Source organism: Candidatus Zixiibacteriota bacterium, assembly GCA_026397505.1.
Classification (GTDB): domain Bacteria; phylum Zixibacteria; class MSB-5A5; order GN15; family PGXB01; genus JAPLUR01.
The window spans coordinates 45,917-72,513 of record JAPLUR010000020.1 but is presented as its reverse complement, the minus strand read 5'-3'; the positions used below and the strand labels follow the sequence as shown (position 1 = coordinate 72,513).

Annotated in this window: 15 protein-coding genes; 2 read left to right on the top strand and 13 right to left on the bottom strand. The window is 48.3% G+C overall.

The window, feature by feature from the left end:
- Positions 1 to 245 precede the first annotated feature (245 nt).
- The 10 genes from NT002_01140 to NT002_01095 form a co-directional block, all read right to left on the bottom strand.
- Positions 246 to 1,145, bottom strand: a complete 900-nt coding sequence (locus tag NT002_01140) for a CHAT domain-containing protein (GenBank protein MCX6827878.1) — start codon at positions 1,143 to 1,145, stop codon at positions 246 to 248.
- Complete coding sequence (locus NT002_01135) at positions 1,087 to 3,168, bottom strand: tetratricopeptide repeat protein (protein ID MCX6827877.1); 2,082 nt, start codon at positions 3,166 to 3,168, stop codon at positions 1,087 to 1,089. The genes NT002_01140 and NT002_01135 overlap by 59 nt, the downstream gene beginning before the upstream one ends.
- A gap of 600 nt (positions 3,169 to 3,768) precedes the next feature.
- Positions 3,769 to 6,663, bottom strand: a complete 2,895-nt coding sequence (locus NT002_01130) for a hypothetical protein (protein MCX6827876.1) — start codon at positions 6,661 to 6,663, stop codon at positions 3,769 to 3,771.
- A 56-nt stretch (positions 6,664 to 6,719) separates the two neighbouring features.
- The gene (locus NT002_01125) at positions 6,720 to 7,355 is read right to left on the bottom strand and encodes a hypothetical protein (GenBank protein ID MCX6827875.1); all 636 of its coding nucleotides are present in this window, start codon (positions 7,353 to 7,355) and stop codon (positions 6,720 to 6,722) included.
- A 1-nt stretch (position 7,356) separates the two neighbouring features.
- A complete protein-coding gene (locus tag NT002_01120) occupies positions 7,357 to 7,908 on the bottom strand; it encodes a hypothetical protein (protein ID MCX6827874.1) in 552 nt (183 codons plus the stop codon).
- A gap of 5 nt (positions 7,909 to 7,913) precedes the next feature.
- Positions 7,914 to 8,375 carry a hypothetical protein gene (locus tag NT002_01115; protein MCX6827873.1) on the bottom strand — a complete coding sequence of 154 codons (462 nt, stop codon included), beginning with the start codon at positions 8,373 to 8,375 and terminating at the stop codon, positions 7,914 to 7,916.
- Positions 8,376 to 8,404: 29 nt separating this feature from the next.
- A complete protein-coding gene (locus NT002_01110) occupies positions 8,405 to 9,625 on the bottom strand; it encodes a MotA/TolQ/ExbB proton channel family protein (protein ID MCX6827872.1) in 1,221 nt (406 codons plus the stop codon).
- An 80-nt stretch (positions 9,626 to 9,705) separates the two neighbouring features.
- Positions 9,706 to 11,631 (bottom strand): hypothetical protein, encoded by a 1,926-nt coding sequence (locus NT002_01105; protein MCX6827871.1) that lies wholly within the window; start codon positions 11,629 to 11,631, stop codon positions 9,706 to 9,708.
- Positions 11,632 to 11,756: 125 nt separating this feature from the next.
- Positions 11,757 to 12,812 carry a hypothetical protein gene (locus tag NT002_01100; protein ID MCX6827870.1) on the bottom strand — a complete coding sequence of 352 codons (1,056 nt, stop codon included), beginning with the start codon at positions 12,810 to 12,812 and terminating at the stop codon, positions 11,757 to 11,759.
- A gap of 12 nt (positions 12,813 to 12,824) precedes the next feature.
- Positions 12,825 to 17,222: a T9SS type A sorting domain-containing protein gene (locus tag NT002_01095; protein ID MCX6827869.1), complete on the bottom strand. Its 4,398-nt coding sequence runs from the start codon at positions 17,220 to 17,222 to the stop codon at positions 12,825 to 12,827.
- 1,200 nt (positions 17,223 to 18,422) lie between these two features.
- Here NT002_01095 and NT002_01090 point away from each other — a divergent pair.
- Both NT002_01090 and NT002_01085 read left to right on the top strand, forming a co-directional pair.
- The gene (locus NT002_01090) at positions 18,423 to 19,232 is read left to right on the top strand and encodes a glycyl-radical enzyme activating protein (protein ID MCX6827868.1); all 810 of its coding nucleotides are present in this window, start codon (positions 18,423 to 18,425) and stop codon (positions 19,230 to 19,232) included.
- A gap of 6 nt (positions 19,233 to 19,238) precedes the next feature.
- Positions 19,239 to 21,602 carry a glycyl radical protein gene (locus NT002_01085; GenBank protein ID MCX6827867.1) on the top strand — a complete coding sequence of 788 codons (2,364 nt, stop codon included), beginning with the start codon at positions 19,239 to 19,241 and terminating at the stop codon, positions 21,600 to 21,602.
- Between the two features lie 433 nt (positions 21,603 to 22,035).
- Here the strand turns inward: NT002_01085 and NT002_01080 are convergent, their stop codons facing one another.
- From NT002_01080 to NT002_01070, 3 genes are all read right to left on the bottom strand, one after another.
- Positions 22,036 to 23,226, bottom strand: a complete 1,191-nt coding sequence (locus tag NT002_01080; protein MCX6827866.1) for a hypothetical protein — start codon at positions 23,224 to 23,226, stop codon at positions 22,036 to 22,038.
- Between the two features lie 209 nt (positions 23,227 to 23,435).
- Positions 23,436 to 23,894: a hypothetical protein gene (locus NT002_01075; protein ID MCX6827865.1), complete on the bottom strand. Its 459-nt coding sequence runs from the start codon at positions 23,892 to 23,894 to the stop codon at positions 23,436 to 23,438.
- Positions 23,895 to 24,615: 721 nt separating this feature from the next.
- Positions 24,616 to 26,502, bottom strand: a complete 1,887-nt coding sequence (locus NT002_01070) for a nitrite reductase (protein ID MCX6827864.1) — start codon at positions 26,500 to 26,502, stop codon at positions 24,616 to 24,618.
- Positions 26,503 to 26,597 lie beyond the last annotated feature (95 nt).

Genomic DNA, 26,597 nt, shown 5'->3' with positions numbered 1-26,597 from the left:
GACTTCCGAAAGCGCAAAGACTATGTTTCTCCTGCTAAAATCTAACTCGTTATACGACATTAGGTGTCTCCTTTTGAATCAGCTTGTAAATCTTAAGGATACACCTCTTGTCGTTTTTACACACTTATAAAGATATTACCCGGCCCGATTCAAATGATTATCGCCGACAGCGATAAGAACAGGGGCAATTGTCGGCTAATAACTTTCGCCCGTGCCCCGGACTGTCAGAATCACTTTGAAGCTAACTACCGCCAATCGCCGACCGCAATAAAGGCGGCCCAGCCGACCGGGTGATCCGATTGCCCTTTCTGTCTTAATCCGGCAATCCGGGCCAGCTGCATCCTCCGCATTACCTCCGCCAGAGAAATATCTTTCCGTTTGTAGAGATCGCCGAGCAACTCCGAGACATATTGATCTGAGAGAGGCCAGAGAGCGCTTATGACAGTATGAGCGCCCGCCATCTGGAAGGCGCGGCGAAGCCCATAGACCCCTTCGCCGACCTGTATATCCCCCAGTCCGGTCTCGCAGGCCGAAAGGACAACCAGATCGGTTCCTTCCAGGTCCATCGCCGAGACTTCATAAGCGGTAAGAATACCATCCTCGATGCCGATGCTATCCGAACCTGCTCCATGAAGATTCGAGCCGGCCAGAAACAATCCCGAGCGCAGGAGTGGATTTTCCCCGACCCAGCCATTGTCCTGAGCGTGCTCATCCTGAAGCGTATCAATCCGGCATGATCCATCGAGAAAATAGCCATGAGTCGCCAGATGAATGGCCCGGCAACCGGGTGCTTTTCTCTTGAAATTCTCTTCCGAGGCGCCCGGCCCGAAGAAGGCATAAATCGGCTCCCGGAACGATTCCTCCCAGGCCGACGAAACGGCTTTGATCTCATCTCTCGTTCCCGGCAGTGGCCCCAAAAATATTTCATTCAGACGACCACAACCGGAGCGGATATTCCGGGGAACCGAATATTTCCTGTCGACCATGACATACCCCTCGGTGGAAATATCGCCGGCTCTGGCGTATCCGGGGGCGTCATAGTCGGGATCGCCAATGGCGAAAAGCCCCGTGGTTTGCGTTTTCCCATTACGAAATCGAACGGAACATATGACGGCGATAGTCCCGGATGAGTGGTTCGATTTCATCCGCTTTGCCCAGTTCTACAATTGCCGGTGTTCCGTCGCGTGAAATGACGGCCGCCAGAAAATGCGGTTCGGCCTTATCCGACAGAAAATCCCGGCGGTTATAGCGAAAATATTCTATCAAGATAGACCCTTCCGGAAGTGAGGAAGCCAGTTTCCCGGCACTGATCTTCTGATTTTCTCTTTCGCGCCGGAAGCTGGCGCTGCTACTGGAGAGCTTCGCTTCCAGCCGATTGGCCATCCGGCTGAGAGAATCGAGGCGAGTGCGATAATCAGCAATATCCTCACCCGGCCCTTCAACATAAAGCCGGGACAGCCGATATTTGACCGAACGAAGTGATTCGGCCAGCAACTGAATGGCGGAATCATTTTCACTGACGATTCTTCTCCGGCGTTCGAAAATATAATCGGAGACCTGTCCTTTACTCCCGAGTATGAAGTCGACAACTTCTCGGCATACGATACTGTCGGGATTGGGAAGAGCATAGTACGATGAAAGAAGCATATCGATGGAGTTTTTGATTGACTTGGACAGCCCCAACGCATCCCCTTCCGACATAGAGGAAGCATTGGTTTCAAGATGAGACGTTCTGATCCGGCAGGCTTTGGCAGCCAGTGGCAATCCGGCCTCAGCTCTTTTTTCCCGGCACCGCAGTTCGCATATCGATTCCAGAGCCTCAGCTACCGAGGTGTGCTTATCGCCGTAGATCGCCTGCCGCATCGAGAGAGCGCTGTCAAGAAAGCGACCTGCCTCGACATACCGCCCCTGCTTCATTTTCAAGCGGGCCAGCCTATTCAAGATGTCCGCGATCAAGAAATGGCCGGGTCGGAAGACTCTGCGGGTAATAGTTAGAGCTCTTTGAAGCAGGGTTTCCGCTTTATCATATTCTCCCCGATCGGCGTGGATGGCCGCCAGATATGTCAGAGGCGCGATAACATCGGGATGATTTATACCAAATTTTTCCTCCCGTATTTCCAGCGTCTTTGCAAAAGCCTGTTCGGCTCTGGTCAGATCGCCTCTGTTATAGTACATCGTCCCGAGGCATACCAGAGGACGTGTCACATTGGGATTATCCGATCCGAATTCTTGTTCATATATATGGAGGACCCTTTCAAACAATGCTTCAGCTTCGCCAAAACGTCCCAGATTGCAGTAAAGATCACCGAGGTTTCCCAGAGTCGTCCCCAGGTCGGGATGGTCCGGACGCAGAATCCGCTTTTTTATAGTAAGGGCTTCCAGATAATATTGCTCCGCGGAGGCCAATTGACCTTGAGCAAAATAGATGCCGCCGATATTGTTCAGCATCTTTGCCACAGATAAGTGGCTCGGCCCATAGATACTCTTATAAATATCAAGGCCCCTCTGGTAGAATTCATTGCAGCGCTCATATCTTCCCTGTTTTTCATAGAGATGAGCCAATTCCAGGAGAGTATTGGCCATATCGCGATCTTTTCGATCCGGCAGCTTCTCGCGAATCTGCAATGCCTTTTCATAATACCTTTGCGCCTCGTCCAGCTTGTTCTGATTCCGACAGACCTGAGCTAGATAATAGTAACTGGAGGCGATCTCGGGATGATCGGGATACAAGAGCCTTTCCCTCATAGCGAGGGCTTTTCGTTGCAGATCTTCCCCCAGAGCATGTGTACCTATGAAGTTATACATCCGGCCCAAATCAAATATGGAGGCCGCCGCTTCGAGGCTCTCCGCTCCAAACAGGTTCTCGCGAATCGTCAGTCCCCGCCTGATGCAGACCTCCGCTTTTGAGAAATCGCCGATCAGACAATAGTGTAGACCCAATTTGGACTGGACCCGGGCAACCACCGAGTCTTCCCGGCCATACATTTTTTCGGCCAATTCGGCAGCCCCGGCAGCTATGACAGCTGCTGAATCATCAGCTGCGGCTTCAACCAGGGAGTCGGCTGTCAATAAAAGTCGTTCATATTCCTTCAACGGTGAGACATTATCAAGTAATACCGTGACCGGTAAAAAGAATAGAAAAGTTATGATTAATGCCATTACTCTCATAAGTCCCTCTCATTTAACAAAGATTTCAGGGCGATGAGGCAGAGATTGATACCGGACATATTAAAAACAAAGGCAATCAATAAATCTGGCGAAGATACATTCATTAGCGGCAAACGCCGCGCAATTAATGTGAGGTCGACTCTCAGCGGTAATCAATTCCTCCGTTGAGATTTCTTAAATTTAATATATTGTCCACCCGGCGGTTGGTCAAGCAGGAATTTGCCCAATCTCATAAATAAATGAACCATATGGCCTGAAATGTCAATCGAAAGCTTCAAGGCCCTGCTCAAGTATCGAAATTGCCGGGAAAGGTACCGTTCAAGGCAGGATTAATCATATATATCACCGTAACAGGTCACGGGGACTGATTAAGTCAGAATCAAATTATAGTTGGCGGTATTTGTTTAACAAATCGGAGGTTTGATTTCGATGGCCAGGATCAAAACGGACCCTCTGATAAACTGACCCTCCGCCGCAATCTGACCTGTCACTGCCAACAAATATCAAGAAAAGAGAAATAGACTCAACGCCAAGCGACAACGTTAAGGAGCCGACTGGTGAGAGTCAGGCTCCTTCAATGGCAATATAATAAGATAGAGGTTAATATTTACCTTCAGAGGGGCAGAAAACCTGGTATTTCTTCGCGGTGCGATTCCAAAGTATAATCTTTGAAGAACTTCCATACCCTTCTATGGTGAAGGCATAAAATGAACCGGCCGGGAGGTTATCTGAGACGGGGACCGGTGTATCCAGGTAGTGCCCCTGGGAATCAAACTTATGGATACCATACCGGTCGGCGACCAAAATATGTTTTTCTAACTGCAACTGAGACGTCCCGGAGGATAATTTATTGGGCGATTCTTCAATGACAATTCTAGTTGGGAACACCAATTTGGCGTTTTCGCCGGCGTTGGTTGCAGAATTTCTACCGAAAATGCCAAATGCGGTTACAAACAAACCGGTGCCGTCAAAAATGACTACACGATGATTGCCCCAATCAGCTACATAGATATTCCCCTCTGAATCAATCGCTATACCCTCCGGGGTATTAAAGCGTGTAGTGTCGGACTCTCCAAATTGCAGCGGAAAAGTGGACTCTCCGGTTTCTTTGGAGTACTTTACCAAAGCAGTATCCAACTGAGAACTGACGGCCATCAATGTGCCTGACCGTTCAATGACGGCAAAATCTCGGAAATCCGGCCGGCCATTCAGAAATGCTGAATCTACAACGGCAGGTTTTGAGCCGCCGCTGTACAGGATAACATTCTTCCCCGACGGCGTCACATATGCAGGACAATCAGCCTTATCGGCATTAGCGTTACACATATTATAAGATACGACCGGAGCAAGGACAACCGTGTCGCTTACGGTCAGGCCGGGCACATTACCTTTATATATGCGGTATGTTGTATAGAGGTCATTTCTCTTGAATTGGATCTCAAATAGCGTATCCAAATTCAGCCTGCTGATTTTGAGCAGGCCGTTCGCATCGGTAGTATTTTTCTTCTCACCATACGTAATTTCACAGTTGTTGCAGTACTCGGCCCGGCCCGCCTGCTCATAAAGGACTGTTAGTTCCAGATTCCAGTTCCGCTCCAATCCCAGAAGCTCTGGAATATTGGCCGTAAATCCCGGCAAACTGTATTCCCCGAAAATCCCCAACTTTTTTTCAGTGGGGTACACAGATTTCTTCGGCAAAGCCAGCTTCTTAAGCAATTCGATACTTTCAATTCCGAAACTCTGTCTGAAAGCCAATAAAGTAGCTACTTTTTCGTAAAATATCCCGTTTTCACACTCGGGTTGATAATCGGGACATCTGATATTGTTTATAGATATGCCGCCAAGTGCCTCAGTTGAACCTTTACTGAGATCAGATTCATTCCGCAAAGCGTTTGCATCATTAAATAGAAAGCGATAAGCGTTGATACCGCTGCTGGTTCTTATGATTGATTCACACGCTCTTGATGCGGCCAGATCGTTACCGATAGATTTGTAGATAAACGCCAGGTAATAGAGCGCCCTGACACTGCCTCTGGAATTAACAAGCTCAACAAAAGCATTTCGAGCATTATCCAGACAATCGTTACAATTTTGATCGTTATCCCAAACCTGGAAAAGACAATAGGCCCTGATATATCTTGCCTCGGCATTGCATTCTCCTCCGACATTACTGAGAACGTTGGAGGCTTCTCGGTAGAACCTGGCTTTTTCGGCGGGGTTGTCATAGGTAGTTGCCAACATCGCCGTGCCTATTCCCCGATAAAGGTTCACAATATCGGGCGGCCGAGCGCAATCGAGGAAAGCAAAAGCTCTATTGATAAATCCCCGCCTGGCCTGAGCGGCCAGCACGCCGGCGGCACGCTTGAGAAGATATTTCGCCATCCATAGACACCTTTCTTCTCTGTCTTCGCCCGCGCCTAAGGGGAGATATTGGTCGATTGTCTGTGGCGTGATCTGGTCTCTTTCGATCCCGAATCTTCTCTGAGCATCGGCACGCAGGATACCGATTCTTCTTTCCTGATTATTGGCAGTACGATTTATGAACGTCTGAAAACTGCCGGCAGCCTCCCCTTTATCCAAAATCAGTTGTATAAATCCCATCCAATAATAGGCCTCGTCCATGCCCTGCCGGGCGGCATCGGAATAACTCTGTTCGGTCCGCCTCCAGATTGAATCAGTTGTGACGGCGTCCGCGGCCATCATATGAAGCCTGCTGGCTTCCCGAAATTTTGTTTCCGCAGCCGTCAGGAAATTGCCATTGGCCAATCCGCCGCATTCAGGGTTACCTCTATCGATCAAAAACAGTTCCAGGCATTTCATTGCCTCTGAATAATTCAATAAAGGGCTCAATCCTTGCGCCTGGCTTTCAAACTCCGGGGAAATACTGCGATAATCGGCAGCCTGAAAATCTTGCGCCGATCTATCGTTGTCTCCCATTGCCTGAAATATCTTGCCGCGTTCATATTCAGCGTCGCACTTCCTTATTTCGGCGGCTTTTTTGAGCCGGACCGACGCCATCTGGTCACCGGCCACAGATGCGAACTTGTCACGGGCCGCAGTCAGGAGAGCGTCCAGACCTGTCAACCCCTCGTGCGGAGCTTGAGTGGAGCCTATAATTTCATATTTTGTAATAATGGCTTCCCGAAGCTTGCACTCGCCCGACATATAAATGCCAAATACCGCAAAGCTGTCGTTGATATTGGCGAAGACGTCAAATTCGGTTCCGGCCGTCCTAAAAGCAGCGGCATCCATATTTAGTTCCGCAACCCGGAAAAAGCACCAGGCTTTGCCATAATTGGCGGCATTCGAAATGGTGCTATAGGCGACTGTCACCGGCTGATTCCGTATTTCCGCCAAGATCAATTGAAACTTATTCAAAGCCGCCTGATAGTTGGCCGATCCCGCCGCTCCGGAATATGAGACTTGAGCGCTCTCCAGGTCAGTTCTCAATTGCGTGAAGGCCGTATTGTCCTGTGAAAAAAGACTTGAAGTCATCAACAGCCCACACAAGACTCCAATAATTAAAATATTTCTGCGCATTCTTATCCTCTTTAAGGCACAATTGAAGTCAGATTGCAGACACTTTTCACATCTCCGAACCTAACCTCGAGTAAAGACTTTCCGCCGAGAAGATGGATTTTTCCCACCGGCACCGGTTTTGCGGTTCCCGGCAGAGTCGCAAGCGTCAGGTCGCTAATATCGATGGTAAGTCGGTTGGTTCCGATATTAAAGCGGTAAAAGATGGAGCCACTCCCATAGGGAGTGTAATGCCATCGGGAAACGGCGTCCATTATGTGTTTGGCCGCCTGAGCCGCGGCCCCACCTTTGCAGAGAATTACACCAGATACAACAACAATGCCCTTTTGCTCTTGCAGATTGGCTTTTATCACGACATCGACATCCCTAAGACTTTCGAGAGAAATATTTCTCAAGGTCTGCCAATTCACAGCCGGTATCCCGGCATACAGCTGAATGCGGAATTCAGGAGGGCGAACCTCGGGTCCGTAGATACGCGCGGCATGCGTGGCAGGCTGTTGCAGAGTGAAACTGGAATCTTCTACACCAGTCGGCGTTTCGCACCGGGGAATGGAAACGACGCCCTCGCTCCCGCACTTCAAACCAAGCAGACTGATTATCAGCAATGATGCAATAAATATTAGCTTTTTCACGCCTTTGTCCTTAATCATACTAGAATATAACCTCAAGGTATCTCTTCCCATTCTCCGTCCCTTTCGAGAAATGAAGGCTCTCCTCCGGACTCCCAATAACCGATAAAATGATATTGGCGCCCACGGCAACTGAATCCTGCTTATTGCCATAGATCAGATCAATAATGCTCTTGGCTTCGCTGTATCTCAGAGAATCGGGGCAACGAATCAGGAAATAATACTCGGAAATCCTTTTCTCCACCAAGGCCTTCTTAAGATCCACTATCCTTCCCTCCAAAGTCGTTCGGCTGATAATCGCGCTCATAATCTCTGTTTCGGATTTATCCATACATGAGCTGTCTATCCAGATAAAACGTCTGTCATTCTTCATCTGCAGTATGGCATTTACCACTCCCGGCCTGGTGGAAATTTTTGGAGTCATGACACCCACCCGCTCGGGTTGAATGTTACGCGGAACCAGCGAAAAAACGAGGAGAATCAGGAACATATCCATCAAGGGATACATTACCAGTTTCTTTTTGAAGTCCCGTCTGCTTTTCTTGCGCTCGATCAGGGCGCTGCGTGTTGTCATACTCGTTACCTCCTCAGCGGGACCAGGTTTAGGGTGCTGTCCTTCAGGGTGCTGCAGGTCCTGATGATAAAGTCAATTATCTTAAACGGAGCATCATCTGATGCCATCACCCTGATCGGCTCGACACCATTGCTACTGTCGCGATAATTAATATATGAACTAATCTCTTCCTTTATAGGTCGGCACAGGTCGCTGAAGGAGGCCGAGTCGGAATTATAGAAATTATTATCAAGCACCATTGACAGTTTAATAGTGTCCGATCTAAACGGCTGCAGCATGCTGACCTGCAGTTGGTCGGACGTATTCTGCAAATTCTCGCGCAGTACGGTAATTGTCAGGGCATCTCGCCCAACATCGCGATTTGAGCCGAAGGGCTGGGCAAAGCTGAATATCAGCAATAGGAACATCATATCGACCAGACTCATCAACTCGAACTCCCTGCGAGATTCAATTCTCTTAATACCCATTTTTCATTTCCCTATTCCGAAAAATGCATTTACAACTTATCGCATTCTTTTGCTAATTTCAACGACATCTCTTCCCAGGTGGTTATTACCCGGTCCAGCTTGTTGGAGAAATAATAATGGGCCAGCATCAGGATAATACCGGTCGTAAGCCCATATACAGTTGTCCATAAAGCTTCGGAAATTCCAGGGGCAAACTTGGCCGGATCGCTTCCATAATTGGCAAAAGCCGACACCAGTCCGGTAACCGTTCCATAGAGACCGAGAAGCGGTTCCGTATATCCGAGACTCCAGAGCCAATCAATGAAACCACGTTTCTTCAATCTCGCCGCCTCGGCTTCAATCGTCCGGTCCAGATATTCCTGAATACATTGACGATCCGGGATATTCTTGTGCTGCTTCAGACCATCCTTGACAATGGTGATAGTCGGCAGGTCGCCAAAGTCAGTCAATTTCTCATGTGATCTTTTGGGGAAGTTCGGGTAGAAAGGCAATTTCCCCAAAACCTTCCTGGCATGTACACCCCAGGACTGTTCCCGCGTTGACATCAATCTCTGAAGAAGTTCCTTAGTTTGCGCAGGATTTACCGGCGATGAGTTACCGTCAGTATATATTTTATCATAAATGTCATCTATCTTTTCCTTCAGTTCCATCTCAGTCGGAAATAACCGCGTTGGCCGCATAATCCAGAAACACCTGACAATAAAAAGACAGGCAATTATGAAGAAGAGAAAAATAAGAATAAATGAAGCCCTACCCAGATCGGTCGATTCGTCATAGACCTTCATAAATTCGGTGAAACTGAACAGATTTACCTTTATCGTTCCATTCCCCCCCCCTTTGGGGGTGGGGAAAATAGACCTGGCAATCTGAGATTTCACCACCAAGCGGCCATTGTTATTCACTCCATCAACACGAAAGATGTACTGAGTCTTGGCCAATCTATTTTCAAAAACAGCCATGGAACCGCCGCCGATATCCAGACTTGTTTTTGAGTCATGATCACTAAGACTGTCCTTTTCTGCCCAGCAGTATATCTTATAATTCAAAGTGTTGATTTCGGCATCCCGCCCGCTGGAGTCGCACAATTTCCATGACACCTGGTAATTGACTTTGGTCTCTTTCCAGAACAGGAAACCCTCGGAATGCTCACCTCTGGCGTCAACACCTACAAAGCATATCTGATATTTATTGGGATTATCCTGGGCGGAACTCACACTGAATGAGATAATCAGGATGATAAATAGTGCCATTAGGTGACTTCTCTTAAATGGCGATGGGGTCAGACACATAATCGGGGCTCCTCCATGTGTAACTGTTTGAAAGACATTTATTATTTTTCACCCAACAGATTTTTCAGCCCAATCTGAGATTCAGTATACTTATCTAGAGTATAGCAAAATCTCCCTAATAGGGCAAAGATCAATATGGCATTGTCAATCTCATTTTTAGATTCGTAACACTGCCCAATTATAAACAGGGCATCATCCGCGATATTGCCGTCGGCAAAAATGGGGTATCGGGGATAGTCGCTATCCAACGGCATATTGCACCCCTCGATCAGCGGTAATAAGATCGCAATAGCCGCATCATACTGGCCTTCATTATAAAGGCAATCAGCCAATCCCAGCACGGACAAATTCAGCATGCTGGCACTGTCACATTCCTTTTCGACTTCAATGGCAGAAGTGAATGCACCGATGGCATAATCTACTGAATCGCGGTAGCTTTTGAAATAAACACCTCGAAGATAATTTAACCTCAGCTTATTCATTACTGTCTCATCTATTCTCGCCAAACAGATGCCGGCTGAGTCATAATTGCCGAGCATCAAATAAATTTCCGCCAGATTCATTAAGTGTGTATCACTTAAGTTATGCCCCAGCTCAGGCTCGTATACTATCTTGGATTGTTCGGCAAGAGATCCCGCCTTGTCTCGCGCCTTGGCAGTATCAGAATGCTTAATAAAATGAAAAGCCTCCTTCGCCTTTCGGAATATCGAAGCCGCTTTGTCGGGCCCGCCGATAAAGTCCCAATAACGCCCTTCATTGGACATGTCAAAAATCTTGGCAAGTTCCTTTGCAACGATAAGCACCGTATCACTACGACCCTCATAAGAGTAACGCGCCAGTGCCTGAAGCCTTATCTCCTTTTCAAAGAGAACCTCAGATGGAGAAAGTGTTGAATCGGGTTTTCCTTCGGATATCGCCAAGGAGCCACAGGGCTTGACGATGCTTTCCGTCGGAGTCCATCTGCTGCGGCCGCGGAAATGCCCGGCATCTCGCGCTGCACCCTTGCGAAGTGTCAACGATATCCTATAGTTATCGATTTCCCCCAGATCGTGAAAGACATAGCAGTAATCGAATCCCAGATCAAGACCAAATATCTTCTTTTTCAGGCCGCAACCGAGAGTGAAATCATCCTGCCGATTGTTCATCCCCGCGCGCACGAATCCGGTGACCCCCGGCCAGCAATACTGCCCTTCCACCCCCCCAAAGATGCCCACACCCCGCTCCGGATAGCTGCCATATTTCCAGAACGCCCCTCTCGCGCGCGACCGAAACAACCATTCGTAATCATTGGCCGCAATCAATTTGAAGCGCTCGGAAACGGTCCAAGCATAACTCCAACCTGCTTTCAAGGAGGGCGGGTACTTCTCCGCCGCTCCATCAAGATTCACTTTCGGTATAATGGCATTTTGAAGACTGAGTCCGATTCTCAAGGGAAGAATGGTCCTTAATGACGGAAACCTCTTGCTGCCAGGAGGGTTGATGAACCGTAACTGCACGCCCAGATCGGCACCATAACTCCAACCGCTACTCTTGAATACTTCCTGACGAATAACTTTAAAACTTGTACCCCAGTCGAGAATCGCCCAACTTCCGAATAATATCTCCTCCCGAGCGAACCCGAGGTGCCATGCATTTTGATTAACGGATGAAGTACCCTGCCACTTATCCTGCGCATTACGCCGGTCAAAATCACCGCTGTTCAAATTGATCCAGGAAACGCCCCAAGAAGCATTCGGTCCGAGGAAAAAATTCGTCAGTCGATTCTTCCCCCAATCGGGACGGGGAAGACCGATCGCAAAATATGAGTAGCAACTCTGATCGTATAAATTGACCCCCATGGCATGAAATTCCATCTTCTCGAGCTGCATCAAACCTGCTGGATTGTAGTAAATACTGGCGGCATCATCGGCCAGACCGACATAGGCCCGTCCCATTGTCAGGGCCCGCACCCCAACACCATATCTCAAAAACGCCCCCGCCTGGCCACCGTCATCTCCGGATGCCCATAGGTCACTTCCTGGGGAGGCCACTATGAGCAATAGCAATAACAGACAAGCTATCGAAAGTTGCCGTTTATTCATCATCTGCCTTCTCACTTTTTCCTGATCACACCGATCTTGATAATCTTGTCGTTTAATGTCTCATTATCCCGTTTTATCTCACAGAGATACCCCCCGCTGGCGACAAGCTCGCCTTGCCCATTCCTGCCATTCCACCTCAACTGAGAATTTGTCTGCCCATCATTGAGTCCTTTAGAGGCCGCGATGCCGCCCAACTCATAGACTTTGTCGCCAAACAGGTCGAAGATAGTGATGGTCACATTATCAGCCTCAGGCAATCTGAAAACAATATTGGTATATTCATCGGGCGGACTGAATGGATTCGGATAATTATGTGGCTTTCCGTAATATATATCGGCTTCCAAAGTGTCGCCGGTATTGCCGGCCATATCAGTCACGCAGGCATAGACGGTTTTTCTCTCTTCCGGATTGGAAAGAACGAAATCAACTATTCCTATCGTATCGTTTATAGAAATAATCGAGGGGCGGGCGGAATGCTCCCAAAGCTCAATAGAGGCCGGGTATTTTTCATGTACCAGATAGCGGACTTTGATCTCTCTTGTCTCGGTCCAGGTGGAATCGTCGATCCCCGGATCGAATAGTACAATAGACCCCAATCTGGGACGAGTAATATCAACGATAGTGGAACCGATATTTAAGGGCTTACTCGAATGGTCGTCGTCAGTCAAGGAGCGGACCCGAAAGTAAAATCGGCCCTCTTTCTCTGCACACATCATAAGCGAAGTTGCAGGAGTGTCAATTTGCGCGCAGTAGGGAACGGTGTCGGTTGGAAAAGTGTCTGAGGATGACACCTCTATGAAATGGAAAGTGACTCTCGGATCATAGGGGGTGGCCCAATTAAGCATCACGCAGAAGTCATTAATATATGTTGGCAGAGTATCTTCAAGGAGAGGTTGCGGCAGGGTTGTATCAATTAATGACGGGTCAGGGACATCACAACTAAACGGACGCATCGGCCGCATTTGCGGCGCGCCGGTCGGAGTATCAGATTGCCCGACGATCGGCGTGAAAGTCAACATTAATATCGAGAAAATAAATATACTCGGGCAGATCAGATACTTTTTCACCGGCAATTCTCCTTATCGCAAGAGCAGCATTTTCCTGGTCGAAACGAAATCCGCCGCCTGAATTCTGTAGAAATATATCCCACTCGCGGCATCTTTGTTGTTTTCATCGGTGCCGTTCCACTCCAGCTGATGAACGCCGGCGGAAAACTCCTCATGACAGAGTCTTTTCACCAATTGCCCTCTTATATTGTATATGCTCAAGGTCACTTCTCCGGCCATCGGGAGACGGAAAGCAATCCTGGTAACTGGATTAAACGGATTCGGGAAATTTTGTTCCAACTCCCATCGGGCAAGCCCGGCGGCGGGATCAGCGATCTGGCTTTCATTCCCCATCGGAAAAGTACACACCCGCGACCAGCCGCTTTCATTTCCGCCGCTTATCGTCTTAATATGGAAATAGATGACCTCGTTTCTGACAAAATTGGTGTCGGTGTCGAAATGGCAGGAATCAGATGTTCCCGGAATCATTTTCCTGGCTTCTCTGGGATAATATTTCATCCGGAATGTCCCCAGATCCCTCTCAACATAGGCGCATTCCACGAAAAACGAATCGGCACTCGCGGAACATTTCCACGTTAAATCTCGTTTTGACAGGGCCTGCAAAGAATCTGGAACAGGAATCAATTCCAGACAGGCGTCAATGTTGCCGAAGATCTGCTTGTTGCCGATACTGTCAACCGGGACTATCCGGTATTCGTAATCGCAGGAGCTTTTATCCAGAATATTCAGATTGAGATCGGAATAGACGGTGTCGGTAGTGTAACCAAGCGAATCGCAAATGCCTCCTATGCCGCAGCGGTATACCAGATAATGGCTGACACCGCTGCCGAAATCAGTCGATTTTCTCCAACGGAGATGTACATCTATTAGCCCCGGCGCCGCAGAAGAATCGGCGACGGTCTTTATTGCCAGTGTCTTTACCGGAATCGGAGCCACATTATCATAAATTATCGAATCAAGACCGAAATAGACCGGTGACCAGGGGGAAATATTTCCCCATTGGTCATTAGCTCGGATGCGCCGGTAGACTATTCTGTTGCTCGGACCAACGATTTCGCCTACATTTATAGATACACATTCGCGGCCGGCATCGACCCAGTCGCTGTTTCTGCTGTAAACAGTATCAAAATATGGGAAGATACTTAACTGCACCTGGCAACTGACAGCGCCATAATTGCCGGTTGCTTCCTGCAAATCCCGGTCAAGCCATAGCCAGCATGTTGTCACAGTATCATCTTTGAAATAGGGCAGCACTTCGGCCTTAATTTTTGGTGTATAGACCCAGATCGGGTCAATTGCGCTCAAAGCATATTTCTTTGTGCTGAATTGTTTGAATTGATCGCAGGCATAAATATCGTAGGTATAAACGATGTATTCCTGTAATCCCGAATCGGGATATGAGTAATCCGTCCCGCCATCGGCCCGAACCCAGTTACTGTCCACTTCCGCGACCGGAGAACCGACTGATCTCACAATGAGGAAAGAATCGATATAGCGCAGATTGTTCTGTTCCCAGTTAAGTTGAATCCACCCTTTCGCCTGCCCTGTATCGGAGGGCAGAAGCGGCTGCGGCTGGCAAATAATAGTATCTACCGGCGGCGGCAGGGTCGCGAACGGCACCGGATACCCGCAGGACCAGAGACTGGACATAGAATCGCCCCGGACGGATACCAATTCCTTAACCTGGAAGGTATATATTCCAGGGCCGTACTGATCGGGATAAAAGGGATAAGACTGCGTGCGATACACAGTATCCTGCCGAACAGGCTTACTATCATCGTTCTTGAGGACCCGCACGAAGTAGGAGGCGTCCGCTGCCAAATTGGGCATGGCACGATTCCAATTTATTTTGATTTCCGCGGCATCACCTGAGTGGCCGACAATCTTCGGCGGGCGGAGGCAGGTGGTTGAATCGATATCATTCCCGAATTTCTGAACGTTATTGAGAGCGTCTACAGGCCAGACGGTGTAGGTGTACATCTGATAGACTGTCAAGCCACCATCCATGTCGGCCCAGGAGGTGTCGAAACTGATACCAATTGAATCAAACACAGTCCCGGCGGTTCTCCGAGCAACTATATAATGAGAGACTCCGGTTTTATCGTAAGCTTTCGCCCAATCAAGCTGAATCCGGCCGTCGCAATCGACATCGTTGCGGGCTATCAAGCGGGTTACCGGATCCGGAGGCGTAACATCCCTAATTACCGAGCAGGGATTTGACCAGGTGCTGACCGACCCATCCGGGAAAATCGCTCTGACCCGAACGACATAGGTTGTATCCTTTGTCAGCGGCACGCCCAAATATTCCAGAGCGGGATTATCCTGATAGTAAGCATTCCCGGCGACATCGACCAGATATTTCGAAACGCCGGTATTATCATAACCTTTCCAGGACACGACCACCGGATGATTCCCGACATAGCAGCGGCCGCTGATAATAGTATCACATTCAAGTGCGATAGTCGGACCGATCGGCGGTCGGGCGCATATCTCCCAGGCAGTATGATTCAGATCCCTTTCATTCCCGACAAAATCAACCGATCCGATCCGGTAACAGATTTGTTCACGCGAAGCAACACCGCGGCAGTTATCGCTGTAGAAGGTCGGATTGGATATTGAGGTCGGTATGGTTGCAATCATGACATACTCTCCCCCACCGATCTTTCTGTAAACATAATAGCTTTTCACGCCGCTGACCGGGTCAATGGCCGGTTCCCAACTCAGATCGATGAAAACGCTGTCGCCGGCCCTGTTGATTCTCGGCCGGGCCGTCAGATTCCTGATGTCGCTCGGCGGATAAGCATCCTGCCAGGCGCCAATCGGCGATGACCAGTATTGCACGACGCCGTTATTGATCCAATAACTTATATTGCCCAGGGAATCCTTGGCCTGGGCGCGATAGAGGTAGTTATGGCCGTGCACATATGCGGTATCATCATTACGGGGCAGTAGATTGATTTCCCATGAGACACTGTCGCCGGGATAAGGAAGCCACGAGCTCTCGAAGAAATCCGTCCCCGGCTGCCATTGCGAATCAAAATACTTCACGCTGTCCCTGACCGCCTGAAAACGAATAAAATGGGTTGTACTCATCAGGCCGGGGCAGTCGGCGCGGGCACGAGCCCAGACTTGGCATTCGACTCCCTTAACAAAGTACTTATTAATGAAACGCGAATCAAAATCGACCCTCTGTTCGGGAATGCAGGGAGGGGTGGAATCGGGCACCACCGGTCCGGCTTCGATCCCGCCGCCACGGTTGCCGACCACATCAATCGCAATGACCTTATAGAAATAAGGTAAACCCTCTATCAGGCCATTATTGTCGCCGAGCCGTTCCTCATGATGATATTCAGTGGCAATGCTATTATCGGGTTTTGCCGGAAAAGTCAAAATCGAATCATAGTCCTGACCATCCTGCTTCCGATAGAGTTTATAATAAGCCACATAACTGACCTTGTCCTGAACGCCATACCAGTCAATATTTATGACCCCGGCGGAGTCGGCGCGAACCACGGTGGAATTGACATCATCAGGCGGGCTGGCATCCTGCGTGGATGAAGTCGTATCGGATCGAACAATCGAATCCGACGCGAAATACGCCTTTATATAATACACATACCGGTGGCCATCGAGAAGGTTATCTACGACCCAGCTGAGAGTGTCGGAGGATGAAAGAGTTCGCTGCCAGGGAAGTTCCATACATCCCCGAATGGAATCCGGTGCATCATAATCAAAATAGCAGACCTCATGGGTATAAGCCCCGCAGGCCGGGATATAATATATAGTGTTCGAGGTCCCCGCCGTGAACCTCGGCTCGGGAATGATTATGGGGCGGGAACAATCTGTGCCGGTCGTATCGACCGTGATTTTGACCGAATCCAATGAGACACACATGCCGTGCGTTATCCGGAAATAAGCATAATGCACGCCCAGATCGGCGCGGGTCGGAGTCCATGCAAATCGTCCTTGCCATAAGCCCACTTCAAAAGCGGCGCCATGATTGAAGGGATATCCCCAGTATTCCCATTTCAGGATCTTGCCCGGGGCGCAAATCGTATCGGGGTCGATCGCATTGACATTGAACGCCAGTTCATTTCCTATGGCCACGCGGCGATCGGGACCGGCCTCAACCTGACACGGGCCGTCATTGTCCAGTACATGCAGAAAATAGTGCAGGGTGTCGCTGAGGCCCCGTTCATAATCGGCGGTTCCGATAAAGGCGATATCATAAACACCGGCATCGCAGATACTCGGATTGAAAGTAATAGTGTCGGAGAGAGTGCAGTTTCCGCAAGTAACCTGATTGCCCGACCACCCCGATGAAAACGCCGGGAGATCAAGAGCCAAAAGGCTGAGAATCCTCGGCGGGCCGTCATAAGAGACGTTGATAATAACCCTCAGAGATTTCATTTCCATCAGTGTTTGTGGCGATGATGGATTGGCACTCACAACAACTTTGCACGATGCCGTCTGACCGGATTGCGCGAAAGCCTGATTTGCATCAATAATAATCAAACAGGCTGATAAGAACACCATCAGACAACAACAGAACCGCGAATAATTTTTCAAGTACATATTTTCAACCCCTTGTTTATGCAAAGGTTGATTCCCGCCGCCGGGAATACGAAATTTGAAATAAAAGCTTAGGTCCGCACTAATGATGTCAAAATCAATGATGTCGCACAGAAAATAGAACGAAACCTATATCAATGGCTCATATCAATGGCTGCCGATTCCCTCCAGATTATTAAGGTCTCAATTTTTGGATATATTTCAATAATGCTTTGTCACCACCCGGAAATAATGTGTTGATAATTTCCTGTATGTACGGATTTAATTTATACCTTCTGCGGAAAATGTCAAGATATTTTTTGCATTAACTCTCGCAGCCAGAAGGGTGTAAAGCACTTTTGCCCGCCGCGGAATCAGAACCTGTTGCACACCTGCGGTCACATGGCACAAAGACCTATTATTGTGAAAATATTTGCATGGCCACCATTCGACCGAGACTATGGCTGCCGCTGATGCTGTCACCGGGCTATCTCGAACCTTATGTTGAGTGTTCTTAATCTAATTTGCACCAACGGATTACGCGGCATTAGACCGTCCTTGGCCGCACAAAAGACAATTCGACCGTCGTTCCAAAAAGCTCTTGGCTGCTGACAATGAAAAATCTGCCACCTTTAAAAAACATATCCTCGCGTCTCTATTCCGGACTGTCTTATATAATGAATGCAATATGTTTCCCGCAGAAAACAAGAGGAATTATGAAGAATCCCGTTTGATTTGCTTAGAATAAGGTCTTATGGCCTCTTGCCGAACCGGGCTGACAGGCGTATAATCAGCCCACACTTTCTGTTCCGCGTGGGCGCCGCCGGACCAGGCTTCAGCAATGACGGTAACCCCGGCATCCCCATGGATGACATTAAATTATGAGGCGGCCGAGGATTTTTATTCCGCCCGCCTGACTCCAATCCGCCCTGATTATCCGTGAAGCGGCAAGGCCACAAATATTGCATGGCCACTTGTCGTTAAACTATGGTCAGACTATATTGAATTGAAAATGAAACGGAATTATCTTTCTGCATAAAGAATGCAGGCGGAGAAACTGTGGCGGCCACAGGAACAATATTCGAAATTAGAAGATTCGCCATTCATGACGGCCCCGGGATCAGAACGACCGTTTTTTTAAAAGGTTGTCCCCTCGATTGCTGGTGGTGCCATAATCCGGAGGGACGATGTCCCGATGTGGAAAATTATAATCTGCGGGTGAGGGATGATGGTCGGGTTTCAGTTCCAAACGACGGAAAGGTCAGAATCGGCCGCACTGTCACGGTCGAAGAAACAATGGACGAGATAATAAGAGATGAAGCTTTCTACGACCAGTCCGGCGGCGGAGTGACATTTTCCGGCGGCGAACCGATGGCCCAGATAGAATTTCTTGAATCTCTATTGCTATCATGCAAAAGATACGGTTTGCATACTACCGTTGATACTTGCGGGTATGCGGCTTCCAACGATTTCATCCGCATTTACGATCTGGTCAGTCTTTTCCTGTTCGACTTGAAAATTATTGATCGTGCAGAGCACCTGAAATATACGGCGGTACCGAATGACCTTATTCTTTCCAACCTGATCTTACTTGCCGATAAGGGTGCTAAGGTGATCATACGGATTCCGATGATACCGGAAATTGCCGACACGGCAGCGAATCTTGCCGCGATAGTGTCTTTTCTCGAGCCGCTGAAGTCGATCAATCAGATAAGCCTCTTGCCTTACAACAAGCTCGGCGAGGATAAAATCGATCGCTATCAGCTGAATCGGCACCGGCTGCAACTGGAACCGCCATCCCCTGCCGGCATAGAAGAAAAGGCGGCCTGGCTTCGCGCACTCGGATATAATGTCAAAATTGGAGGATAGAAACCGATGAACGAGAGAATAAAGCGCCTCTGGGAACAGAGCCTTAATGCCGTTCCCACAATCTCACTGGAGCGCGCCCGATTGCTCACCGAATTCCACAGGAGTGGTATGCCCGAACGGGTTTCGGTGCCGGTCGCCCGGGCGTTATCCTTCCAATACATTCTGGAAAACATTACTATCTGCATTAATCCGGGGGAATTGATTGTCGGTGAGAGAGGCCCTATGCCCAAGGCCGCCCCGACTTATCCCGAGATATGCACCCATACCTTGAAAGATTTCGACATCCTCCATACCCGCGAGAAAATATCGTTCAAGGTTGATGATACAACACGGCAATTGCAGAAAGAGGAAATAATCCCCTTTTGGTCGGGGCGCTCAATCCGCAACAGAATATTCGACGCGGTTGATCCGGAATGGAAATCGGCCTATGAGGCGGGCATTTTCACCGAGTTTCTGGAGCAGCGGGCGCCGGGGCATACCGTGCTGGATGACAAGATATATTATCAGGGCTTCCTCGATTTCAAAGGCGCCATCCAGAAGAGCAAAGATAATCTTGATTTCTATTCCGACCCGGAGGCTTTCGATAAGCGGGAGGAATTGAAAGCGATGGCGATTGCGGCCGATGCAATCATACATCTGGCCGAACGCTATGCTCAAAGGCTCTCGGAATTGGCCTCGTTGGAATCAGATCCCATCAAAAAATCCGAATTGGAGGAGATGGCCGCAATCTGCCGCCGGGTTCCGGCCCATGCGCCCCGTACTTTCTGGGAGGCTTTGCAGTACTATTGGTTCGTCCACCTGGGTGTCATCATTGAACTCAACACCTGGGATTCGTTCAATCCGGGCCGTTTAGATCAGCACCTTATGCCGTTCTATCGGGCCGATATGGAAGAGGGGATATTGACCGGAGAACGTGCCACGGAACTGCTGCAGTCATTCTGGATTAAGTTCAACAATCAGCCGGCGCCCCCCAAGGTCGGGGTCACGGCGCAAGAAAGTAATACCTACACCGATTTCTGCCTTATTAATCTCGGCGGCGTGACCGTGACGGGCGAAGATGCCTCCAATGAAATGACCTATCTCCTGCTCGATATAATCGAGGAGATGCGCCTGCTGCAACCGAGCTCCATGGTGCAGGTCAGCAAGAAAAACCCCGATCGCATGCTCTTGCGGGCGCTCAAGATAATCCGCACCGGATACGGCCAGCCTTCGCTTTTCAACGCCGATGCCATTGTTGCCGAAATGCTCCGACAGGGAAAGTCAATCGAGGATGCCCGCAACGGCGGCGCCAGCGGCTGTGTCGAAACCGGTGCTTTCGGTAAGGAGAGTTATATTCTCACCGGTTATTTCAATCTGGTCAAAGTCTTCGAAATCACGCTCCATAACGGTGTCGACCCAAGAACCGGCCGGACCATAGGTATCCGGAGCGGGGACCCAACGACCTTTCAATCATTTGATGTATTCTTTGAAGCATTTCAGAAGCAGTTAAGGCATTTCATTGATATCAAAATCAAAGGCAACCTGATAATCGAACGTCTTTGGGCGAAATATCTTCCAGCCCCTTTCATGTCTCTGCTGATCGATGACTGCATTCTCAAAGGCAAAGATTATCACGAAGGCGGCGCCCGTTATAATTCATCTTATATTCAGGGGGTCGGGCTGGGGACCATCACCGATTCCTTGACCGCGATCAAATACCATGTTTTCGACCAACAGGATTTAACCATGGACACTCTGATCAAGGCTCTCGAGGCTGATTTCGAAGGATACGAATCGCTTCAGGAAATCTTCTCGAATCTGACGCCCAAATATGGCAATGATAATGATTATGCCGACGATATCCTCCGGCAGGTCTTCGAAAGCTATTTTGAAAACATCGACGGTCGTCCCAATACCAAAGGCGGCCATTTCCGGGTCAATCTTCTGCCCACGACGTGCCACATATATTTTGGGAGTGTGGTGGGCGCCACACCCGATGGGCGAGGATGCGGCGAACCGTTGTCGGAGGGAATTTCGCCGGTGCAGGGGGCCGATCGTAAGGGGCCGACCGCAGTGCTGAAATCAGCATCGAAAATCGATCATCTCCGCACCGGGGGGACGCTTCTCAATCAAAAATTCACGCCTCAGGTGCTGGCTGATGATGACGGCTTGCTGAAAGTGATGCAACTGATCAGGACTTATTTCAAAATGGACGGCCATCATATCCAATTCAATGTGGTAACCGCCGAGACCCTGCGCAAAGCGCAGGAGACTCCGGAAAAGTATCGCGATTTAATCGTCCGGGTTGCCGGTTACAGCGACTATTTTGTTGACCTCGGTACAAGCCTCCAGAATGAGATAATCAAGAGGACAGAACACAGCATTGACTGATTTGACCGCTCGGCGGTCTTCCCGGGTCTTCCCACTTTATCCCTGCGTTCAATGAGGCTGACGCGGATAGATTCAGATCGTATTCTCCGTTCAAGCCAAGAAAGACGACGGAAGTGTATGCGCCAGATATAGGAATGTGGCAAACAGTACAATGAGATTAGGAACCCGGCCGGGAATAACTGACTTCAAAAGAAGAGCGGCCAGGATGAGGACTGTGAAAATGGCATAGGAGTACCGCAAAGCCTCGTGTGTGATTTGCACCTCTCTTTCATCCAGTTGTTCGACACGGGCCTGAGCTACTTTCCATAATCATGTTCTGATATGATAAAGATACCATGTGAAAATGCCAACGGCCAGCGAGTAATCAGTAACTTGGGCAACAGCATTGATAATGGCCAGCCCCAATAGCGTTCTTAACAAAGCTCTAACGATTTTACTTGCTAATACCAACATTGATATATTCTAATTCTATTGAATTTGCATCAGGTTCGGCAAATCTAAATAGGTTGAAACTAATTGCCGAAGCGGATTGGAGAGGAAAGATGACACCATTTGCGCCCAGGATCATTCCATTTAGCATCGTGCTGTCTGGAATTTGAATTAGTGCACTTGTAAAGCGTAGAAGCGAGGATTGCGTCTGGTAATGATAATAAACAGTGACAGATGACCCCTCTACATCATATCTCGGATAAAACGGCATGTTTACGGCACCGAAGGGTAAATGCATCGACTTTGTAGCAATAATATATCCGGTGTCCACTTTCTTATAAATATCAAGAACTGGCCCTGAAGTATCAGTATCAAAGCAAATAATTGATTGACCCAGTTGTGAAATAATGGGACGAGTGAGAGTCGTTGAGCGTTGTTTCCTGATTACCCACTGTTTACCCGAAGATAATTCAATGACTGTCATGCAATATGAGATATTGGCAGTAGCCATGGATTTGTCAGGACTGACAGCCAACTTGACTTCAAAATCGGGTTCTTCCATCCCTTGGACGTTGATCGCTTTTAAGACTTTAAGGCCTGGATAAGAAATAAATTCAAGAGTATTGCCATCCAAAAAAAGAATTGTCGTGTCATCAATCCTGGTAATATCCCAGACCCAAGAACGATGAGGAATATCGCCCAGCTCTTTTCCGTCTTGTGAATAGATTGTGGGGTAATTAGGTTCAACAACATCAAATGCTGATGCGAAAAAATTCCAATCAGACTCAGCGACTATTGGCCGTCTGGTTTCAAAACATAGAATCTTTGATTGAGAGGCTATATCATATACTTCATTAAGGAATCGGCGTTCATTAATACAAGTCGTTATCAGTACCCTTGTCCCATTAGAAATCAACTGCGGGAACTTTGTATTAGAATCGCAGGGAGCTGTCAATAGAGTGTTACCCTGTCGGTCAATTACGTTAAGAAAAGTTTGGTTATTTATTCTTGATAGTGTGGCAATCTTCCCAGAACCCACACCGATTCCTTCAAAGGAGGAGGGTGACGCCGAGTTTGATACAATCTTTGATGAGTCAACCTGATATGAGATCACTTGGAGTTCGGCCGACAATGAGCCGAAGAAAGAAAAAAGCAATACCCAGAAAGCCTCAAAACAAATGATCTTGACCGACATAGCTGAATTTCCCTAGATTAAAATGCTATATAATTTTAATTCATTTTTCATTACTGTCAAGTGTTTTTTGCCTTTGAAAGTGAAATAATTCGCGCCCAGGTGAATTGGCCCCTGTTTCCTGATAGTTATTCAATTAACCTATTGAGCAACTGTAAATTATAAGATTAATAGGTTTTGGGATATTATAAGGCTGAAGATCGAACTCAGACTTATCGGGCAGTTTCCAGCTCTACTTCAAACCATAGGCCACTCCATATCAAAACCAGTATCCCACGCACATCCATAGGCCAGTCGGGTCCAAGCATAAATAGATAGCAAATCAGGGTCAATCCGAAGAAGAGTTTTACCATCGCCGTGCGGAAACGTGCCATCAGGAGGCTAAAAGCTCCGAACATCAGGTAAAGGACTATCAATGCCGGGGCCAGGAATTGAATCAGCCATTGCCAGAAGCCGATATTGATGGAAGGGGTTGCATCTTGCGGCAGGTTCCACAGGAGATACCCATGAACGGAAAGGAAAAATATGCCGATCAGAATATAGAGCAGTCCAAAAAAGTCCTCATGTCTCAATTCCCGAAAACCCACCATAAAGCAGAAAAGGGCGCTTGCCAGCAGGGCCGAAAGTTGAAAACTGGTCAGGTCAATAAAAGAAATGCTAATCAGATTCATTGCATTATCTCCAGGCAGTTTTCCCGCAATAGATATGCCAAACCGCGATTCGATATCACGGCACTCCATCTTCAAGTCTGACAATTACTTGACTCTGGATTTGATCTGGAACGCGGTCAGGAATGAAAGGCCGGGACAAAAAATATGCAAATTAATAGAACCTGCCTCTTTGAACTACGCAGACAGGAAAGGCAGAATCTTCTGAGCTGAAATAAAGAACCTGCAATGAAATTAAGAAAATGCAGATTGGATAAGTGAAAAGCGTATTTCGATCTGTTTTGTGGTGGAGTTGTCACAGGACAGACATGGGCTTGAGGATCGAGAGCGAATAAGATTTGTCTGTCACCGGCCTCTTTCATGTGCGGACATGTGAAGACCCGGTGCTCCAAGAAAATTATGGTGCTCTTGGAATATCATCAGCCACCTTTTCCCCGTGAAAAGCAGATACCGTAGAAGGAGTGTTGGCGAATTTTGCTATTGTTGCAGACAATCAGAGCTAATAATGCCAAATGCAAAGGTCTTTTCGGCCAGAGTAATTCTGGATTTAATTCGGAATTAATGGTTTTTGACTGCAGGTTAGCTTGCATGTAACAATTACTTTTAATAGATGGCGATATGATCGCAACCTGAAATAAGAACAGATAGTTGATTATCTGAATCAACCCCTCCTTGGTCAGGCAGCCATGAAACCGGAGAGGGAAAATTAAACCACCCGTGAAAGTCATTGCATCCGCGGTTCCTGTAAGGAGATAATTTCTTCCCGGTCATACCCCAGTGACTCAAAATCAAGGACACCTGACTGGGAGTGGCAATTGTTGCAAGAAAGGGCCCCGGTCTTTCGTATGGCGTGGCTGATCTCCAATGAAGCATCCTGCGGGATCCAGCGCGGTTCGACTTTCCGCAAATGACGCGCGTCATCGTACGCGGAACCATTCCATCCGGCAACGTCCATAAATGACATAAATTTGTCCATCATGTAATATTTGAAAAGCCACCCATACATCATCTTCATCATGGGATGGGCCATTTCGGCCGCCGCAGCGCTATCGGGATTGCCGGTAGTATAATAAGTGGGAAGATTGTATGGCAGATACATCCCGCCGAACGGCCCGATATTCTGCAAATCGATATGCTGGCGGCCGTTGAATAGTTTCATTGCATAGAGTTTCGACGGACGCCCTTTCTGGGCGATCGGTCGCATCACTTTCTCATACCATCCAGCATAATCAAAGTCATTGAATTCCGGCCAGGCATGCGTTGGGTTGTAAAAGCGATATAAGTTCTTGCCGTTGGGATTATCGCCGATCGGGTTGCCCAGGAAAGTGGCATCGCCGTTCCACCAGACATATACAATTCCTTTTCCCGGTTCAGTCTCCTTGGCAATATCGGTATAGACAAAAATACCGGGATTCTCTTCATATTCCGGTTGAGCAAAATCCCTCATGGTGGCATTATCCGGATTCAAGCTGGGAATATGGCAGGTAACGCAGGCGATTTTGTCGATATGGCCATTAAGATAGTCGGCCATATCGGGATTTGACTTATGCGGCGCATCGGAGTGGCATGTCTCGCAGGCGACTTCGACACTGGGCAGGTCATTGGCCATCATAGTCGTTGTATGCGTTCCTTTGGCGATATAATGTCCTTCGGTTATATGGCAATCGATGCATTCCAGACCGGCGGCGGCATGGACATCCCACGATGGGGAAAAAGGTGTCCCGCGTTTGCTCCCGGGGTGCAGAACCCGCGGCCGATTTGTACCGGTGTTCAGCATACTTTGAAAATAGGACGAATCGGTGGCATCAACATATATATCGCCGCCAAGATTATGTTGATGGCAGCGCAAACAGGCTTGCGCTGCAGGACGCCCGACACTCAGGGCGGCGCGGAGCGAACGATCCTGGCCCCAGTATTCGCGACCATCCTCATCAACTATCACCTGCTTGCGATTCATATCATAGGCGGTGGCATGACATATCAGACAATCAATAGTTTCCTCCTCAATATCGAGGGTCTTATACCCCGGCATCATTTCTCCCAGGGGCGGAGCCACCTGCCCCCCAATATGACATTGCCCACATCCTTCAGAAAGGGTATCGCCGTCTTTGAGAACGACCAGTGACGCCCAGGCAGTCATGGCAAACGACCCCGGCTTGGGACAAGGACGGTTGATTTTCCCCATCGCAAAATTATCGGCCAATTTCCCGTTGAATCCCCAGACATTAGGATGATGTTTGGTATAAAAACGGAAATGGGCGGAGGTTGTCAAATTAGCCATCAGGTCGACATTTTTCTTGAACTTCGTGGCAGGTTCTTCGACTTCAATGGTTTTGTGGCAGGATAGACAGGTTTTGGGTCCCTCATAGGCAAGAATTCCGGCCGCGCGAAATCGTTCCATATGGGGGAATACTTTCCCAAAATCTGCGGTCAATTTTGCGGCAATGGTGTCATATTGTTCTGAAGTAACGCCCTCTACCGGGAATGAAACCCTGGCCGGTCGGCTGTTTGCCGGCAACATCAGGTTAATTAGATTCGACCAATTAATATAGATTACTCCGGCAATAGCAATGATAAGGAAGTAAATAAGCGATGATTTTCTGGCTTTCATATTAGTTCCTCATTTACAAAGGCGCTACATCAATATATTCGTTAGATAAGAAATTCCAGATAATTATTCAACCGTTTTTAGTGCGAATGATAGGA

Excerpts from the sequence above, each read along its gene's own strand:
- NT002_01140 (MCX6827878.1), bottom strand. The coding sequence starts at position 1,145 with ATGAAATCGAACCACTCATCCGGGACTATCGCCGTCATATGTTCCGTT.
- NT002_01135 (MCX6827877.1), bottom strand. The coding sequence starts at position 3,168 with ATGAGAGTAATGGCATTAATCATAACTTTTCTATTCTTTTTACCGGTC.
- NT002_01130 (MCX6827876.1), bottom strand. The coding sequence starts at position 6,663 with ATGACTTCAAGTCTTTTTTCACAGGACAATACGGCCTTCACGCAATTG.
- NT002_01125 (MCX6827875.1), bottom strand. The coding sequence starts at position 7,355 with ATGATTAAGGACAAAGGCGTGAAAAAGCTAATATTTATTGCATCATTG.
- NT002_01120 (MCX6827874.1), bottom strand. The coding sequence starts at position 7,908 with ATGACAACACGCAGCGCCCTGATCGAGCGCAAGAAAAGCAGACGGGAC.
- NT002_01115 (MCX6827873.1), bottom strand. The coding sequence starts at position 8,375 with ATGGGTATTAAGAGAATTGAATCTCGCAGGGAGTTCGAGTTGATGAGT.
- NT002_01110 (MCX6827872.1), bottom strand. The coding sequence starts at position 9,625 with ATGGCACTATTTATCATCCTGATTATCTCATTCAGTGTGAGTTCCGCC.
- NT002_01095 (MCX6827869.1), bottom strand. The coding sequence starts at position 17,222 with ATGAAATCTCTGAGGGTTATTATCAACGTCTCTTATGACGGCCCGCCG.
- NT002_01085 (MCX6827867.1), top strand. The coding sequence starts at position 19,239 with ATGAACGAGAGAATAAAGCGCCTCTGGGAACAGAGCCTTAATGCCGTT.
- NT002_01080 (MCX6827866.1), bottom strand. The coding sequence starts at position 23,226 with ATGTCGGTCAAGATCATTTGTTTTGAGGCTTTCTGGGTATTGCTTTTT.
- NT002_01075 (MCX6827865.1), bottom strand. The coding sequence starts at position 23,894 with ATGAATCTGATTAGCATTTCTTTTATTGACCTGACCAGTTTTCAACTT.
- NT002_01070 (MCX6827864.1), bottom strand. The coding sequence starts at position 26,502 with ATGAAAGCCAGAAAATCATCGCTTATTTACTTCCTTATCATTGCTATT.